The sequence below is a fragment of the Pseudomonas atagonensis genome, from assembly GCF_011369485.1.
Classification (GTDB): Bacteria; Pseudomonadota; Gammaproteobacteria; order Pseudomonadales; family Pseudomonadaceae; genus Aquipseudomonas; species Aquipseudomonas atagonensis.
Genome location: NZ_VXCA01000013.1, coordinates 1 through 16,546 on the forward strand (window position 1 = coordinate 1; position 16,546 = coordinate 16,546).

Below are 16,546 nucleotides of genomic sequence, written 5' to 3' on the forward strand. Positions count from 1 at the left end.
ATCGTCGGGGTTGCCTAGTCTGAATGAGGGACGCCGCTGGTCTGATGACCCGCACGTTCGCCACGCGGGTTCTTCCAATGCAGTAATCCTCTTGGTTCGGAAGGTGCTGTCATGAACAAGAAAATCATAGCGTTTGGGCTGGTTGGCCTGTTTTCGATCTGCCCGCTTTTTTCGATGGCCGCGGATAAAACAGGTGGTTCCTCGGTGCCGCCTTCGGCGATTCCGGGCGTGAATCAGGGCGGGTCAGAGTCCAAAGAAGACAAGGCCGATAAAAAGGGCGAAGAGGCGTCGGGATCTAATTCCGGTGCAGAGGACCACGAAACGCAGAAGGATGCCGATGGATCGAGTGATTCGCGGGACGTGAAAAAATCTAGCCAGTGAGCTTTGGCATTTGCCTGTTACGCAGATGGTAGCGCCGAGCCATGAGTGATAACGTTCCGGACCACAAATCACGGATGGCGTGCCATGCTCAAACGGTGTCTGGCTACAACAGCAATAACCCTCACTTTCAGCCTTGTAGCGCACAGCGCACCTCTGCCCAGCGAATATCTGGAAGAGTGTCAGCGAGTCGAAACCTCGGCCAAAGCCATCATGAAAGCCAGGCAGGAAGGCGTGCCCTTCTCAACGCTCCTGGAAATGGCCGAGACCGCCGGCAAAGAAAGCGAATACGTGGGCAACTTGTACAAGGGATTGATCGGAAAAGCTTACGACTTGCCACGAGAGTCGGACGCAGAGAAACAACAGAAAGTGGTAGCTGAGTTCCAGAAGAGTTTTTATTCGCTTTGTATGGATACGGCGCAGAAAACGGCGGATTCAAGGAGTTGAAGGACTTGTCTGTCCATCCAGAGTGGACGGGGTTTTTTGTCTATTTCTGCCAGCAAAATTCATAATCTGAGCCTGCCATTAATGCCTCTCATCATCGCCAATGAGTTCGACATCTGCGTATCAATATCCGATTTGGTTTCCTGGACAGAGGACGAGCACTTTCCAAATCCTGATTTAGAAGCTGTATTGAACGCAGCAGGCATCGAGATCGACGTTGCAAAAATGTACGACGATTACTTTGAAGATACGCCTGTTGGTGCAGGTGATGTCCATGTCTATTCGTCCGTCTTGAATGAAAGCTTTCTGGTCATAGACCTGTACCGAGACCTGACCGAGCAACTTGACGTAGTGACCGCATCTCTGAAAATTGACAAGTCGCTGCTAAATTTTGCACTTCCATCACTGCGCAGGTTTTTTGATAGCGCTGAATGCCAAGTAACATTTGCCCAATCGAGCCACTCGAGACAATTACACTCCCTGATAGACGAAAGTAAATACCCTCTGCTCGTCACTGAGAGCGGATACCTGCAACAGATAATTTTCCATAATTGATGTTTTCCGCTGTGCCCATGCGTTCCTCCAGGCATAAAAAAGCCGCCTCGCGGGCGGCATAACGGCATTTCTGCAAAAGTCGCAGTGGCGGAATTGGCACTCAGCGCCCTCCCTGCAATAGGGCGCTCGACTCAGTCATCAAGGTAGTAACTGCTGATGAATAAAGTTTCGACTTGGCTACGAACCATCCTTTCGCTACCGGTGTACGCAATATCTGCTTGGTTCTGGATTTTCACCGCATACACAATCATCACCTCCTCGATAAAAATGCTTTCGAGTTATGTAACGCCCCGACAGCTTGGAGAGGGAGCGGCTAATTTGGTTTTCTCTCTAGTCTTCGCCGCAATTGGTAGCGGACTATGGATGCTCGCCAGGTACATTCGGACTTCAAAATTCAAGAAGCAACCGCGGCCTTCCGCCTCGCAATAGTTATGACTCTTTCAAGTTTTGTCTTCAGCGAGGATTGAAGCCGAGATGATCATCCCGCCCCACCATAGAAGGGCCGCAGAGTGCGGCACGGAACGTTCTATTTTTTGAATTCGACATTGGCTGTGACTAAGAGCTGGCCGTTGACGGTGACTTTGCACGCCCGCCCGGTTTCAGTCTTAGTGCCAGGTGCAAGAACCGGGTCACACTGCAGAAACACCTTCTTCCCTTGATAATCTCGTGTCACACCCGCCGTTGTCGTGCTGGCTGGTTCCTTCATGAATTTCCGGTTCCATGGCCCAAAGTAGATCTCTGGTTCGCCGCCGCCGAAGAAGCCAGATTCAGGAGTGGCGCAAATAGTGCCTTGCATCCGCTCTCCATCGATGATGTTTGCGTCTTCGTAGCAAGAAATCATCCCTTTGGCGGTGACAATCGTCGACGGTCCTCTGTTGGTCCATGTTGGAGCGGCAACACAGCCAGAAAGGGTGATTGCTGCGAGAGCAGCGGCGACGAGAGAAATTTGTTGAATTCGCATGAGTTGGGCGTCCTTACATTTCGAGGCGCACACAAATACCGGCTATGGGCCACTATATCAAGCTTAAAGATTGAATGATGGACAGGCCCTATCCTCCACGCCACTAGTTGAGCAAGCCGATTTCAGCATTCGCCTGATCCCTGCTCCTCAAGTTTGGAAAAGGCTTGAAGCACTCCTTTGGAGGAAGGCTGCGTGCTGCAGGCGTAACTGAAGAGGATCGCAAAGCGTTGCTCAGCCACAAGAACGGGAGCATTACCAGTCACTACTCGGCAGCAGAATTGGATCAGCTCATTGCAGCGGCAAATAAGGTATCAGCAACCGACTCGCGCGCACCAGCGCTGACGATTCTGAAAAGGAGGGAGGCATGAATGAAAAGGCCAAGGTCACTCGAAAAGTCACTATGGCAAAAACGACAAAGCCGCTCGAAAGCGGCTAAGTCACTGAATTATATGGTCGGGACGGAGTGATTCGAACACTCGACCCCTAGCACCCCATGCTGGGGACTGTAGAGGCCCAACCATTTGTTTTATAAGAGAAATGACCCTTTTCAGGAGTAGCAAAGCATCCGTTTTTTTGTGCTTATGCAAACGGAAACACGTGGCCTCCAGAGGAGGTTTTGCGCACACCCTCCCCGGCGTCCTGCCGACGTACACCCATTCAAAATCCTACAGCTCGTCGCCTCACCCTCGCCCACTCGTCGCGCCTCGATTACTGTATATCCAAACAGTACACAGTAAAGGCGCCATCCGTGGATCCCCTCTATATAGAAGACACCGACGATTGGCTCGGTAACCCGACTTCGCTCCAAACCTGCCGACACCAGCTCAGGATGTACGAAAACGAATTCGAAGCGCTCACCCTTAAGCTTGATCGGGCACTTGAAAATATTGAGGGGTTGGTTCGAGACAACGACGCGCTCACGCTGGAGAGAAACTCGCTTAGGGAAAAGCTTCAGTATGCCGAAAGGGATTTACTGAGCGAAAAACGCAGTTTCGCCGACGTGGCGCACCAGAGAGACTATCTCTTCCAAGAAAATCAGCGCCTACTCAGGGACGCGCGGGATCGTGAGAGCTGAGCGCTTTCACGTAGGCCTGACACGCCTGCAGCGCAATCAGTCCACGGTCGCCTTCATCGGTGATGGCGACAATTCTTTGAGCATGCGCTGGGTCAAGTTCGGCTCGTACGGGGCCATGAACCAAGCCGCCGGTGCTGGTGGCGGCAAGCACTGAACAGCCACTGGCTGAACCCGCGTCGAGGAGGACTGACAACCGCAGATCAGAAGTGGCAAGGCGATCGCGCAGGCGATCTTGGTCACGTTGGGCATCACTCATTTTCCTGAAGTGGGTTTTCTCGCTGGCCGACAACAGCTGTTCGAGCGCCAGCCGTTTGTCATGCTCGGCCTGCTGCGCGGTGGCGGCGGCCGAGGTCAGTTGATTGAGTATTTCAGCGTGCTGCCGGGCTTGTTCGGCCAACTGCTTCCCGTAGCGCCAATCCTGAAACTGCCAGGTGCTGCCGGCGCCGATCAGCACCAGTGCCACCGCGCCCACCGTTTTCCACGGCACAACCATCACGGAACATCCTTGAAGAAGACGTGTCCGCCCAGCTTAAGAGTCTGCTTCGCCTTCGCCGCCCACGCAGGCGCTTTGATGCTGGTGGCGTAGTAGTGCGTGGCGCCGCCGGTTGGATCAGGCACCTTCCCATCGATCACCTGGTCAGCAGCGATTCGACATTGCGCCAGCTCCCGGAACGGGATCTGCTTCACGCCGATCAGGAACTGGTAGTTCGGGTCGGTCTTGTTCCAGCAACTGAACTGGTAAGGCTTTTGGCAAACGCCTGCGTAGCCCTCACCCCACCACGACTTTTCCTTCCCATCGAACACGCGGTTGCGGATTGTCCACGCCACGGCAATCTGGCCGGCCGTGCCTTCTCCGCGCGCCTCACCCCAGATCGTGCGGGCAAGAATGTCGCGGTCTTTCTCAGTTACTGGCATCACTTTTCTCCAGGCAAAAAAATACCCGCTCGATGGCGGGCCTACGGATGATGTTGATTTACGAAGGACGAACAGGACGGCGTGCAGCATCAGGGAATGACTCGACGCCTTCTTTCCAGTTGCGAACTTTCGTCCTGTAGGCGCGCCATTCAGCTTCGGTTCCGGGTAGTGCGTCCTCTGCTCCGTCCTCGATGGCGATCAACTGATTGGCAATCTCCGACATTTCAGTCACCCGCCAATCGTCCTCAGTCAATACGTTCAGGGCGCGCTGCTCCGCGGCCAATCGCTCCTGCTTCATCTGCGCTGTGATCAGTTTCGACCAGTCGATGTTACTCATCGGTAGGAACCTCGTTCGCTGCTAAAAACTCAGCCATCGGAATTGGTGGCGGGAAAGCCACCGGCCCATCCAAGACATTCAAAAGCGGTTCAGGGAATCGCTGCTCAAGGCTTGCATTCGGCGGGTTGGGAAACCGCAATGTAACTACCAAGTGGCCATCGACGAACTCCACATCTCGGGTAACCCACTGGGATTGGATTGCGGCGGCTGGCAGCGTGTCTCCTTCACGCATTGGAGTGAAGTCAAATATCTCTCCATTAATCGTCAAGACATCCCCGCGCTTAACGATTTCCAACTGATCCGGGCTCGAGAATGGGCTAAGAAAAATATTCATTAAAACCATCTCCCAATAGCCATGTAAGAAACTCTATAAACTTGCACGTTGTTTCGTGCAAAAAACTCCATTTGATAACAACGTGGCCATTTGCTGACCGTTGGAGTTTCCGATCCGGCAAGCCATGCAGTGGTGCCATATGCGCTATCCGTCCCCATAGCCATACTTATTTTTGGTGCTGCAATAAAGCTGGCCGGCATGTCTTGAGCGGGGATCCCGGTGTTGTTAATTCCGGGGTTATAGAACCCGCCACCAAGCTGGGTATTAATGATGCTGCTGAAATCAGAACTGCGCGTGCAAATCATCAAGCCACAAGCAAACTTCCAAAATTCCCCATTCGCATTAGTGCCATATTCCATTAGAGCCCCGGTCGGAACTCCTGCCGCCTGAGATACCGTGCCAAGGATATCTGCCGTCGAGGCGGACTTCAGCCCAAGCCCAGTTCGCGCCAGCGCCTGGGTATTCCCTCCTGTTCCCCCTTGATTCACTGCAAGCGCCGTTGTCAGTCCGGTCAGGGATGTGATGTCAGTGTTTGCACCCTTTGCTGCTTTGGTTGCCTGAATCTTCCCGATGGCGGCAAGCACACTGTCCGTCGCCACGACAGCGCCGGCCACCGACACATCCAGCCCAGTGAGGACCGACGAAAGAACTCTGGAATTGGTCAGGTATTTGTTTGTCGCCCCTTCAGGAAGCCCATCGGCATTCGTCAGGTTGAGCGCATCACGAACGCCAGCCGTTGTTGCCGTGGTTCCAAGCACAGCCAGCACACCGCCAAACTGATTGACTAACGCCCGAAGAGCATCGGCAGAATCCTTGACATAACCCTGCATCGGCGCGAGTGCATAAGCACCACTGGCGTTGGCAGCACCTTGATAATTTGGTGCGATCGACAGTGCGGTGTCGCTAGCGATGTTGGTGACTTCGTACCAGCCACCGTCGGGGCCACGGAACGCATCGCCCACACGGGCATTAGCGATGAATGCGGTACTGGCACCGATCACCGCATTGGAATTTTGGACGACAGAAACCGTCCCGGCCTTGTACCAGGGCATTGAGTACCTCCAGAAAAAAATGAGTGGATCAGGCCAGCAATTTGGCGCAGAGAAATGGCCGGTGGCCTTGATCAGTCCAAGCCGTGAAGGCAAGGCTGTACATCATGATTCGACCGTTTGCGTAATCGACTCCAAGGGCGCATCCGCCACCGGTGCCGTCGTTGTGGCAGTTCATGGTGAAGGGGTTCAAAGAGACGTACTCCCCTGCCCCGAGGGCTTTGCTAATCCCCCAGAAATACCTGCGCCCGACACTCAACTGCTCGGTTCCAAGGTAGGTCCAGTTGCCGGCAGCAAACGTCACAACCACCGCCGGCGCTCCGCTGTCGTAGACAAGCGCGCCGTTCTGATCCCACAGACGCATTCCGTATGCTGCCGTCCCCATTGATGCCCACGCGGCCACAAAAAACTGACCGCTCAGAGTTTCGTTAACCTTTGAGGCGTTCATTGCGAAGCCCGTCCAGTTCCCCGGCCCTCCGGTGAACCAAACAGATATCGGCACCTGAATCACACCGGTTTGGTTCGGGCGGATGAATACCAACGGCGGATCCTGACTGGTTACCGCCCTCGCGAATGCGCCAGTAGCGGTAGCGACACCTGCATACGTCCCTTTGGTGAGTAGGCAAAGCCTGGGTGCCTCCGAATCAATCTGAACAAATGAATTGTCATTGATGCTTTGAAAGCCGTAGGTCATGTGGAATACCTGATTGCGTACCCCTTGGCGACGATCCTTGATTGGATTGTTGAAGCGCTGGAGGACGGGTTTTTCGGACGCACCACGACCTGACCTGCAGACGTGGTGACGTACGGGTACGACTTCTGATTTCCACTGCCATCCGTTTCGGAAGACTGCACGTCCTGCGCTCTTGTCGGGATGATCATGAACACGCAATTGGCCGGGTTGAAGCCCGGGATATTTAGCGTATAGCTGGGCACGGTCCCGCTGAAATCAATCACGCCCTGCCAGATCACCTGGTAGGTAAAGCTGTTGGTGTCCATGGCGAGCTGACCACTCTCGTCAAAGACACGCAGGCCAAATTGAGACATTGATTACCCCAGATAGCCGAGACGAACACGCAGGACGTTGTTGGCGTCGTAGACCGAGACGTTCAGTGAGTTGATCACCAGACGCCCTTGCCCTGGCACGATGCCGTTGATTTCGAGTGTGCCGTCTTTATTGAGGATCCAGCCTTGCTGGCCGGGAATGTAGTTGGTGGAACTGATGTAGCTGCCGATCTTGGCGTTGGTGATTGTGCCGTCTTGAATGAACGCCGAGTTCATGAAGACCTGGCCGCCCTGCACTGCGAACGGAACCGAGATGGCGCCACCTGCGATGGTGTTGACGATGGCGAACCGGTCGGCACTGACCAAAAACTGGCTCTGCAATCCGGCCCCGGTGTTCTCGATACCGAGACCAATGCCCGCAGCAACGTACTGCCCGTTCGCGGTGACCTGCATCTTCACCGACCACATCGTTTTCAGATTGCCGTTTACGTCAGCAAATGCCGTAGCCGTTTCCTGTATGGCAGCTGTGTTCTCGCCGACCTTCGCAGTCACCTGAGTGATCGCCTGCGCGGTGGCTTCCTTGTCGGTCGCGACCGTCTGGCGTAGATCAGTTACGTTGGCTTCGTTCTCGCCAACTCTAGAAGTGAGCGTTTCGGTCTTTTGCGAAATCGCCAGATTTTCCGAAGCCCTCACCTTTTCTTCCGAGGCGATTGCGGCGGTGCTACCCCACTCCTTCAGGGCTCCATCAAGATCACCCTGCCCGTCCTCATCGCGCCAAGACGCGCGCAGCGCTTCGGAAGCCGTTGCTTGCGCTGTGACCACGCCGTCGAGCTCAGTAATTTCGGCGGTATTGGTCGCCACCTGCTGGGCGAGCCCGTTCGCTGTCTGCACGGTCTGGCCCACGTCCAGCCAATAGGCCGGATTCGGCGGTGGCGTTTCAATCGGCACCGGTCCGGTGGCCTGATAGATCCGCTTGCCCACCACGACCACGTCGTACTCCTCGTAGGTGTCGTCAGGGTTGTAAGTCTTCAGGCCGTCCAGTGCATCGATCTGAGCCTGCAAGCCTGGAATCTTGTCGATCTCGTCCAGGATGTCCTCGCCAAGTTCGGTACGACCGATCTGCCCCGCAATCATTTCAAGAATGGCGGCTGCATCGGCACTCGACTGCCCCTGCACGCCGATACCCATCGGATACCACGGCCCGATGTTGCCGATCTTGTCGACGATTCGGCCCCAGAAGTAAAAGGTCACGCCTGCGCGCAGGCCGAGCATGGAGAAATCACTCTGCGGATAGGCCAGGTCTGTCAGCTTGGAAGCGGCATCCAGTTCAGTCGTCGGGCCGTACCAGATCTCAGTGCGCTGGCTGTCCTCGGCTCCAGCAGGGAAGCCCCACTTCAGGTAGATACCGAACAGCAATGGTGTCGCGGTCAGATAAGCCAGCGCCGGCGGCAACCCCTGCTTCCCGCTGAGGTTGGTCAGGATAGAGTTTCGCCACGGCGACGTGATATCGAACGCGCTGACCGCACGCACCCGGGCCACATAGGCGCCAGCGTAGATGCCGACCACGTCAACGTTGGTCATGCCGGTGCGCTGTAGCTTGATCCAGTTGCCGCTGTCCTTGCGCCATTCGATGTCATAGCCGATCGCACCGTCTACGGCCGGCCAGCTGATAGTCATGGTGGCCACTGCCAGACCCTGCACAACCGAAGATGTCGACGACAGCGATACGCTCGCCGGCGCCGGAACAACGGTGATCGGTATCACGCTGATCGGGCGTTCTTCCAGGCGTGCGCCGGTGTCGATGAAAGCGAACTTGCTCGGCTCGAATTGCAGCGCGCTAATTTCGTAGTCGCCCTCGGTGGTGCGTTTGGTGCGCAGCACGCGATAGAGCGGGATCGCCAAGTCATCAGCATCGAGCGCCCACTGCAACTGCACCACTGGCGGTTCGCTGTAGGCAACCGTGACGGTCACGGCGCGGCCGTTCACGCTCTGTACGGTGCGGCCTTCAGCGCGCCCACCCGGCAGGTTGATGATCAGCCTGTCGCCGGCCTTGGCCTGGGTGTCGCGATCGAGCGTGATCACGCGCCCCGCCACCGCCGAGATGCGGCCGCCGACTTCACGACCAGCGAGCAGCGAATCGGCCACCGGGATGATGTGGCCGGGCAGCGGGATCACACCTTCCATGCCAGTCTTGAACGACACGGTGCGGTCTTGGTTGTTGCTGAGGATTGCCCACTTGCCACGGCGCTGAGCCTCGGAGGCGCGGGTGCAGCCAATGGCGCTCAGTTCCGTCGGCCGGTCGCCATATCGGCGTTGAAGATCCAGATCCGCGAACGGGATGACGTCGGTGTCGTAGTTGTTCGCCGGATTGTCGTAACTGACCAGCGCCCGGGTGTAACGGGTTTTCGCCGAGGCACTGCCATAGGAGAACTTACCGTCGATCACATTGGCCCGGGTGAACACGTAGTCGAAGTCCTGCGCGCGCGGCATGTCGGCTTGCATCACCAGCTGGCCCTGAGCCCAGTACGTCATGCCCCGATAAATCGCCGAGATATCGCGCAGAAGCGACCAGGCATCGGCTTTGCCCTGCAGGTTCATGTCGCAGAGAAAGCGAGGTTCCTGACCGCCGAGCCCATTCGGCACCAGCTGGTCGCAATACTGGGCAATCCGGTACAGCTCCCATTTGTCGACCATGAACGGCTTGATGCGCTTGCCCAGGCCGAAACGCTCTTCGGTGCAGATACCGTAGGTGATCCACGCGGGGTTGTTGGTCCAGGCCGACTTCATCGAGCCATCCCACGTCCCGGTATACGTGCGCAGGATCGGGTCGTAGTTGCTCGGCACCATCCAGCGCCGGGCCTTGCACTTCACGGTCACGGCCGGGATGTTGGTGAACTGCTCGGCATCGAACTCTATGTAGAGCAACGCTGTGTTCGGGTAGCGCAGCTTTGCGTCGATGACTTCGGTGTAACCGGCCACCAGCATGGTGTCGGCGATCTTGTTGGTATTCTGGTTCGGCGTCAGGCGACGCACGCGGATCTGCCAGCCAGTTGTTGCGTCCGGCAAATCGATGCGGCGCGAGCGCTCGTAGCGCGTGGTGGTCTTGCCGTCGACCGCATCCACCAGCACCTGCTGATAGGAGCCGCCATCGGTGGCCACGTCGATTGCGTATTCGATACGGTAGCCGCCGACATTGCCCTGATCATCAGAGCGTTGCAGCGCTGGCCAAGCCAAACGCATGCGCACGGCGGAAAGCTGGGTATTCGTGATCGAGCGCACCCACGGCGAATCGCTGCGCAGCTCAATGTTCAGCGACGTCTCGTTCTCGACGGATGGAATGCCCGGGATGTAAGTCTGATCCACCGATCCCGGGCGCCAGTCCCACTTCACGTTAGGGAAGTTGTAGTTGCCGCTGGCATCGCGAATCGGCGTGTTGTCCAGGAAGATGTCGTAATCGGACGGGACGGTGTCGAACTCGCCCTCGCCCACGGCGATCAGCAGTTTTGCCAGGTTGGTCGAGCGCAGGCTATCGCTGGCTTCGACCGGCGACTTCGGCTTGCTGCTGCCGCCTTTCTCGCCGTAGATCTCGATCTGTTCCGCTGCGCCCATGCTTTCCTCCAGGCATAAAAAAACCGCCTCGCGGGCGGTCGGTGTGCTGCTGTCCTGCTTACACTTTGTCTTCGGCTAGGATCGAGGCCGAGATGATCATCCCACCCCACCGTCGCTCGCCGATGCAGATCGGTACCGGGTTGCCGCTGGCCGTGGTGTTCTTGGCGCTGCCGAAGGCGTAGGACGGGGAGTTCTCGGGGGAGGCGCTTTGCTTTAGGCCATTCGCTTGAGGGCTTAGGAGCTGCACCACACCACCGATAGTTAAACCAACACCAGCTGAAAAAAGACTTGGACCAGCACCACCGGCAAAAAATGAGGCAGCAATCAGCACTACCCCGATAATGGTTTGAAGAACACCAGCCCGCTTGCTGCCAGAGATGACTGGGACAATTCGGATTTCTTGCGTACCACCCAAGGCAAAGTCTTTCTCGCCGACATTCTGTCGATTTCGGAAAATCGCGAATCGCATGCCTCGGCGGTCTAGATTTCTGATCGCATCTTCAAATCCATCGATTGTGCACTTCAAGGCCTTGAATGCTTCACCAACGGACTTGCTTCCCAGCTCTCGGTAATGAGCCCGCCCGAAACTCTTTGCCAAAGGCCCCGACAACAAAATAGTTGTCATCGAATTCAAGTTTGCTGCTGCCGCCACGGGTTTTCTCCTGACGAAAAAAAACCGCCAACTGGCGGTTCTATAAATTTGAATTTGTCACAGGCATTCACGTACAGCAGCCTCAAGCTCGCCGCGGCCCCACATCTTCGACCATGGCATACGCTGATATAGGGAGACCTTGCTGCCCGCGCCAGTGCTGATCACTTCAAGCACCTCATCAGTCATCATGTCGGTGGCCACTACAAGGCGATAACCATTCTCTGTTTCGGACATAGTGGAAGTTGAGCGCTGATCCTGCCAGCGAGGGAAGACGCAAAGAGCGTACTTCTTCGCCGACTTATTCGTCGAAGCGCTAATGGTTGGATCGTTCTTTTTGATATCGCCGGGCGATGAACACCCCGCCAACAGCGCCAAAGCCAGCGCTCCTACTATCAATTTCATGCAGGTCACTCCTGTGGAAATGGCCCACGATATCACCGTGCATCCTTGTGGCGCAGCACCAAACGAGTTCGCTCGAGCCACGGTCCGCCGAAAACGATGACCTCGGACGGCCTGCCATACAGGTGGTGCAGCAGAAACGGGCCAAGGCCGAACGTCGCGGCATCCTCCCCAGGCAGTACCGGATCAGCGCCGAGGAAGATTCCGGCGTGGTTAGGGTAAACCGTGCGCCCTACTTCCATCACGATCATGTCGCCGCGCTGCGGCTGGTCGACCCGGTAGAAGCCGGCGGCTTCGTAGTTCGCTTCGTAAAGGCTGGTGTTGTCCTTGCTCTCCCACCAGCCGTCGGCGCGTTTGAAGGCTTCGAACTCCACCCCCCACTCGCGCTTATACCAGTCCGCGCAAACCTGCCAGCAGTCCCAGGCGCCGTGCACAAATGGACGCTTGAGCAGCGGCACCTCACCAGACGGCATGACGGTGCGCAGATCACCCTCGGGCCAGCTAAGGATGTGCCAGGGCAACGCGGTCGCCTCGCATATGGCCAGGTCGCGCGGTGACGGCCTGCTGGTGGCGTCCGGATGCGAATGCACCACGCCTATCACTTCGCCGATGTCTTCGGCCGACGCGTATTCCTCAGGGTCGATTCGAAATTCCTCGTTCGGATCGGTAGAGGTGTTGCGGCACGGGTAATACTGCTGCTTGCGACCGACGCACAGCAGCAGACCGCAGCACTCTTTCGGGTACTCGGCCGCCGCGTGCGCCTGGATCGCGTTCAAAATGTGTTTGCGCATGTCAGCTCCGTGCGATCAGCGAAACGGCCGGGAAGCCGCCAAAGGGCAGCGGGTTGCCCTCGCCGAAGCGTGGGATGCAGCCCTTGCCCAGCGTGGCGTCGCATTCGTCCAGTTCGGGGTTGTCGGTGACAACTCCGTCTTTAGTGAAGTATGGGCCCGTGTATCCACAGTTCGCCCCCCGGTAGCCGCCGGTGAGGCACCAGTGGCACAGGGTCGTGGCCTGCCGGCCGATGGACTCGTTACCGACGTCGCCAGGGCTGGCCAACTCCCAACTGACATTCTCCCCGTCCTCGTTCGTTTTCTGGTCGATGTACCAGACCTCGATCGTCTCTTGGGTCGGATCTGCCGTCGGGTTGCCGGCCGGGAAGTTCGCCGCGTCCAGGTACGTGCCCAGCGTGTGGCGCATCGTCAGCTTGAACTCCAGCAGATCCTCGAACGCCAGACAGAGCGCGGTGATGCGCCCGTTGACGTTGCCTACCGACAGCGTGGGCCGAACGGCCGTACCGTCCCCATTCGCCTCGATGCCGTCGATCTGCATTGGCCAGGCGCCGTACTCGTTGCCCTGCCAGTAGATTGCCTTCGCGGGGAGCTGATCGGCATTGGCGCCGGCGGCGATCAACTCAGCCGCCGTGTACGGGATTGAATGCCCGTGGAAACGCAGAACATCCGCGCCGTAGTCCGTGCCGTCCAATTCAAAGAGCAGCACTTCGCTGCCAGGCTCAAGCACCTGGATGTCACTGATCAGCGGCATGATTGCCCCTTATGGAAGAAACGATTGCGTGAAGGTGGTGGCCAGCGTGAAAACACCGGCGCCGTTCGGCGTGACGGTCGGGGCAGTTGCGCGGAAAAAGGAAAGCTCACCAAGCGGCGGCGTCCAGAAGAACGACTTGTGCCCGGCATGGCGATCGAGGAACGCTTTGATCTGAACCGCTACCGACTCTTTCACGATGAACGTCAGCGGCCATGAATCAACCCTATTGTTCGGACCGTCCCCCACCACCTGCTCATACCCGTTTCCGAATTTCGAGGTTCGGTTCCGATACTCCGGTGCGCTGGTGGGGGACACCAGCGGGCACCAGGTGAATGTCTCAACGGCCATTTACAAGCCTCCAGATTGAACCGCCGGGTTGGCTTTCTTTTGCGATTTCCTGCTGGGCGCCGCGCCGAGCAACATCCGCATAGGCTTGGCCAAGGGCTTGCGAGTCCTGCGGGGTAGCACCTGAGTCAGCGCTCTGAATTGCGAACGATTGCTGGATAACCACTCCTGGTGCGGAAGCGGCACCACCAGATCCACCAGCGGAGCCGACGAATCCGCCTTCGGCGTAGCCCTTTCCGTTTTTGTTGAGCTGTTCCAGATAGCGACGCATGCCCGGCTGCTGAACTACTTCCTTGCGGATCACTACTTCGCCGCCATGAACGACTCCCTTCGGCTCGAACTTCCCACCATCGCCGGTGTACCCACCATCGGAAAATCCGTAGGCGCTGCTGTAACCAGCGGCAGTGCTGCCGGCAGATGTTGCTGCACCACTTCCACCGCCGATGGCGGCACCGACCGCACTGCCCGCGATACTGGCGAATACGTTCGAGGCGGCCGACTGCAAAGCCATCTTGGCAATCATCTTCGCGAAACTGGTTGCAACGTCCTTGAAGGTCATGTCTGCGCCGAATGCCCACTCGACAGCCGCGTCAGTGAGACCGTCATAAAGGGAACTGAATGCCTGCCTTGTCTGAGTGGTTAGATCGCGGGCATTGTCGACGTAGTCGTTGAAAGCATCCGACGCGCCATCAACCCAGCTTTTCTGGGCTTCGTCCTGCCGGTTGTAGTAGTCCTGCTGCAACACCATCCGTTCTGCCAAGGCTTCCTTGAGCAGACCGGTTTCCTTGTCGTACAACTCTTTGGTGATGTCGCCGGCGTTCATCTGCTTCTGCAGATCCGCCATCTGCTGGTTGTAGTCTTTCTGAATATCGAGATCTTCGCGCAACCTATCGCGGGCTTTATCGCCCATGCCGGCGCCGGCCAGTTCCATGTCGAAGCCGGATCGGGCTGTGTCGTTGGCCGACTTGAGAGTCGCAGCGAATGCCGCGGCTTTCGCCTCTTCCTCGTTGGCCACCTTCAGGCTTTGTAAAGCGTCGATCTCGGCCGCCAGTCCTTGCAATCGCTTCTGCTGGTCGGCGTTCAGACCAGCCAGCTTGCCGGAGGCCAGTTCGAACCGGAGCTTGTCACTTTCGGTGGCCTTTTTCTGTGCCTCGCCACTGGTATTGATCAGGGCGATCTGCCGCTGGTAATCCGTTGCCGCATCGTCGCCGCGCTTCGCCAGAGCCTTCGCCTCTGACTCCGCAGCTTTCGATGCCTGCAAAGCCTCGGCAGCGTATTTTTTCTGAGCGTCGAGCGCCGCCTCACTGGCATCCAGTGTTTTGGCTTTGGCGATCAGCAGATCACCCTCGCCCTGCTTGAGGCCTGTCACAAGGCCCGCCCCGATCCGGGCAGCGAGCTTGTCAGCATTGGTCTTCTTGCCGGAAAGCAAGATCTGCTCGTCCAGGCTTTTCGCCAGTTCCTTAAATGCCTTCGATTGCTCGACGGAAACCGGCGACTCGATGATGCCGTTCAGCACCTTGATCTGATTACCGTATGCCTCGACCTTTTGACGGGCGCCGTCAAGTTCAGCCTGTGCAGAAATCAGCGCCTCGTTCCACTCCTGCTGACGCGAGTCATCAGGGTGGTCACGCAGCAGACGCTGGTACTGCGATACCGAGCTTTCCGCGTCGATCGCGAGAAGCTGGGCATCCATCAAATCCTTGTTGATGTCCTGCAGTGCGCCGGCGGCCTGGTTCTTTGTGAACCCGTCAAAAGACTGATTCAACAGGTCGACCTTCTGGCCGAGTGACGTTGCGGTTTCCTCGGCATCGTCCCCGCTCATGGCGAAGTACGCCAGAGCACTGGCGGCAAGCAAAGCTACGCCGACCGGGCCACCCAAGAGCGCCATGGCAGCAGACGCGCCACGCGCCGCAACACCGACACTCACAAGGCCGGCAGCTGTTGCCGGAGCAACGCCAGCCATTCGAGCAAGGGCCAGCTGGTAACGCACCGCCTCGACCTGAGCCATCGCAAACGCGGCGCCGCTGGCAACAGCACCAGCAGCAAGACGTGTGGCCAGAACCACAGCCAGCGCTGTCGCCGCCTGAGCGGTCAGGCCAAGAGCGGTTCGGGCCGCCGGCGAGGCAAGCGCAGTGTTCACCGCCTCAATGGCAGAACGCGCTCCATCGAGACCGCCCTCCCCAGTCAGCAGCCCGGCGATGGTGTTGCGCAGCGCATCCAGCGAGCCGCCGAAAGTGTCTCGGGCTGCAGCAGCGGCGCCACCGTAGGATTCCTCAAGAGCTTTGAGGATGATGCCCTGGGCGCCGGCGATATCGCCGGTCGACTCCATGGCTTCAGCGAGTTTCTTCTGATCCTCCGTGAACCGGAAACCCTGCTTACTCAGGGCGCCAAGCCCTTCCGTGGGCACATCCAAAGCCCGGCCAATGGTCTCCGCCGCTTGAACGACGGTGGTGCCGGTACGCGCCGCCATGTCAGACGCGGACTTCAAGGCGCGTGTGAACTGGTCGCCGACGATCCCGGTAAATGCGAGAAGCGCAGTCTGCGCCTGGTTGATGTCGCCGCCGGAAAAGGTAGTCGCCTTTTCCATGGCATCGGCCATATCGTTGAGCTGGTTGCGGCTGAAGCCAGCAGCCTCCCCTGTAGATTTCAGGACGGCAGCAAGCTGGGCTTGTTCTTTTTCGGCGTCACGAGTTTCCGTGATGAAACTGGTCAGCACTGCGCCGGCCGAGAAACCTGCCACCGCGCCTGCGATCACCTCGCCGAGCGCGGTCCACGCCAGCGAAGCAACGTTGGCAGATTCGGCGATGCCTTTTCCGGACTTGCGCGCAGCCACCTCGGCCTTGTCGAGCGGACCAGTGAAGCCACCGATGCGCGCGATCAGATCGAGCGTCAGGGTGCCCAGTGAATTGGCCATTTATAACTCCAAGTGAGACCACCCGTTCGGGC

General features: G+C 57.7%; 19 protein-coding genes and 1 pseudogene. 5 read left to right on the forward strand and 15 right to left on the reverse strand.

Annotated elements, in window-relative coordinates; genetic code table 11:
* Positions 1 to 111: 111 nt before the first annotated feature.
* The 3 genes from F2P67_RS09320 to F2P67_RS09330 all read left to right on the forward strand — a co-directional run bounded on the left by F2P67_RS09320 (position 112) and on the right by F2P67_RS09330 (position 1,377).
* Positions 112 to 381 (forward strand): hypothetical protein, encoded by a 270-nt coding sequence (locus F2P67_RS09320; protein WP_166219693.1) that lies wholly within the window; start codon positions 112 to 114, stop codon positions 379 to 381.
* Between the two features lie 84 nt (positions 382 to 465).
* Positions 466 to 825 carry a hypothetical protein gene (locus tag F2P67_RS09325; RefSeq protein ID WP_166219694.1) on the forward strand — a complete coding sequence of 120 codons (360 nt, stop codon included), beginning with the start codon at positions 466 to 468 and terminating at the stop codon, positions 823 to 825.
* 36 nt (positions 826 to 861) lie between these two features.
* Positions 862 to 1,377 carry a hypothetical protein gene (locus F2P67_RS09330; protein ID WP_246226481.1) on the forward strand — a complete coding sequence of 172 codons (516 nt, stop codon included), beginning with the start codon at positions 862 to 864 and terminating at the stop codon, positions 1,375 to 1,377.
* 526 nt (positions 1,378 to 1,903) lie between these two features.
* Here the strand turns inward: F2P67_RS09330 and F2P67_RS09335 are convergent.
* Positions 1,904 to 2,338 (reverse strand): hypothetical protein, encoded by a 435-nt coding sequence (locus tag F2P67_RS09335; RefSeq protein WP_166219695.1) that lies wholly within the window; start codon positions 2,336 to 2,338, stop codon positions 1,904 to 1,906.
* A 164-nt stretch (positions 2,339 to 2,502) separates the two neighbouring features.
* On the opposite strand from F2P67_RS09335, the pseudogene F2P67_RS27755 reads away from it, so the two are divergent.
* Both F2P67_RS27755 and F2P67_RS09345 read left to right on the forward strand, forming a co-directional pair.
* Positions 2,503 to 2,706, forward strand: a pseudogene (locus tag F2P67_RS27755) (tyrosine-type recombinase/integrase); the annotation flags it as partial.
* A 380-nt stretch (positions 2,707 to 3,086) separates the two neighbouring features.
* Positions 3,087 to 3,413, forward strand: a complete 327-nt coding sequence (locus F2P67_RS09345) for a hypothetical protein (RefSeq protein ID WP_166219696.1) — start codon at positions 3,087 to 3,089, stop codon at positions 3,411 to 3,413.
* On the opposite strand, the gene F2P67_RS09350 is transcribed toward F2P67_RS09345, so the two are convergent.
* From F2P67_RS09350 to F2P67_RS09415, 14 genes are all read right to left on the reverse strand, one after another.
* The gene (locus F2P67_RS09350) at positions 3,385 to 3,906 is read right to left on the reverse strand and encodes a lysis system spanin subunit (RefSeq protein WP_166219697.1); all 522 of its coding nucleotides are present in this window, start codon (positions 3,904 to 3,906) and stop codon (positions 3,385 to 3,387) included. The two genes, F2P67_RS09345 and F2P67_RS09350, sit on opposite strands and share 29 nt — an antisense overlap.
* A complete protein-coding gene (locus F2P67_RS09355) occupies positions 3,906 to 4,328 on the reverse strand; it encodes a cell wall hydrolase (protein ID WP_166219698.1) in 423 nt (140 codons plus the stop codon). The genes F2P67_RS09350 and F2P67_RS09355 overlap by 1 nt, the downstream gene beginning before the upstream one ends.
* 58 nt (positions 4,329 to 4,386) lie before the next feature.
* A complete protein-coding gene (locus tag F2P67_RS09360) occupies positions 4,387 to 4,665 on the reverse strand; it encodes a hypothetical protein (protein ID WP_166219700.1) in 279 nt (92 codons plus the stop codon).
* A complete protein-coding gene (locus F2P67_RS09365; protein WP_166219702.1) occupies positions 4,658 to 4,999 on the reverse strand; it encodes a hypothetical protein in 342 nt (113 codons plus the stop codon). Before F2P67_RS09365 ends, F2P67_RS09360 begins: the two co-directional genes overlap by 8 nt.
* Entirely contained in the window at positions 4,999 to 6,051 is a 1,053-nt protein-coding gene (locus F2P67_RS27760) for a phage tail protein (protein ID WP_246226482.1), read from the reverse strand. Before F2P67_RS27760 ends, F2P67_RS09365 begins: the two co-directional genes overlap by 1 nt.
* A gap of 28 nt (positions 6,052 to 6,079) precedes the next feature.
* Complete coding sequence (locus F2P67_RS09375; protein WP_166219704.1) at positions 6,080 to 6,742, reverse strand: hypothetical protein; 663 nt, start codon at positions 6,740 to 6,742, stop codon at positions 6,080 to 6,082.
* Positions 6,739 to 7,095 carry a hypothetical protein gene (locus F2P67_RS09380; RefSeq protein WP_166219706.1) on the reverse strand — a complete coding sequence of 119 codons (357 nt, stop codon included), beginning with the start codon at positions 7,093 to 7,095 and terminating at the stop codon, positions 6,739 to 6,741. The genes F2P67_RS09375 and F2P67_RS09380 overlap by 4 nt, the downstream gene beginning before the upstream one ends.
* A 3-nt stretch (positions 7,096 to 7,098) precedes the next feature.
* Positions 7,099 to 10,662, reverse strand: coding sequence for a TipJ family phage tail tip protein (locus F2P67_RS09385; RefSeq protein WP_166219708.1), 3,564 nt, complete (start codon positions 10,660 to 10,662; stop codon positions 7,099 to 7,101).
* Positions 10,663 to 10,720: 58 nt separating this feature from the next.
* Positions 10,721 to 11,287: a tail assembly protein gene (locus F2P67_RS09390; RefSeq protein ID WP_166219996.1), complete on the reverse strand. Its 567-nt coding sequence runs from the start codon at positions 11,285 to 11,287 to the stop codon at positions 10,721 to 10,723.
* Between the two features lie 84 nt (positions 11,288 to 11,371).
* Positions 11,372 to 11,716: a hypothetical protein gene (locus tag F2P67_RS09395; protein ID WP_166219710.1), complete on the reverse strand. Its 345-nt coding sequence runs from the start codon at positions 11,714 to 11,716 to the stop codon at positions 11,372 to 11,374.
* 32 nt (positions 11,717 to 11,748) lie between these two features.
* Complete coding sequence (locus F2P67_RS09400; protein ID WP_166219712.1) at positions 11,749 to 12,504, reverse strand: C40 family peptidase; 756 nt, start codon at positions 12,502 to 12,504, stop codon at positions 11,749 to 11,751.
* A 1-nt stretch (position 12,505) separates the two neighbouring features.
* Positions 12,506 to 13,255, reverse strand: a complete 750-nt coding sequence (locus tag F2P67_RS09405; protein ID WP_166219714.1) for a phage minor tail protein L — start codon at positions 13,253 to 13,255, stop codon at positions 12,506 to 12,508.
* A gap of 9 nt (positions 13,256 to 13,264) precedes the next feature.
* Positions 13,265 to 13,603, reverse strand: coding sequence for a phage tail protein (locus F2P67_RS09410; RefSeq protein WP_166219716.1), 339 nt, complete (start codon positions 13,601 to 13,603; stop codon positions 13,265 to 13,267).
* Positions 13,593 to 16,514: a phage tail tape measure protein gene (locus tag F2P67_RS09415; protein WP_166219718.1), complete on the reverse strand. Its 2,922-nt coding sequence runs from the start codon at positions 16,512 to 16,514 to the stop codon at positions 13,593 to 13,595. The genes F2P67_RS09410 and F2P67_RS09415 overlap by 11 nt, the downstream gene beginning before the upstream one ends.
* Positions 16,515 to 16,546 lie beyond the last annotated feature (32 nt).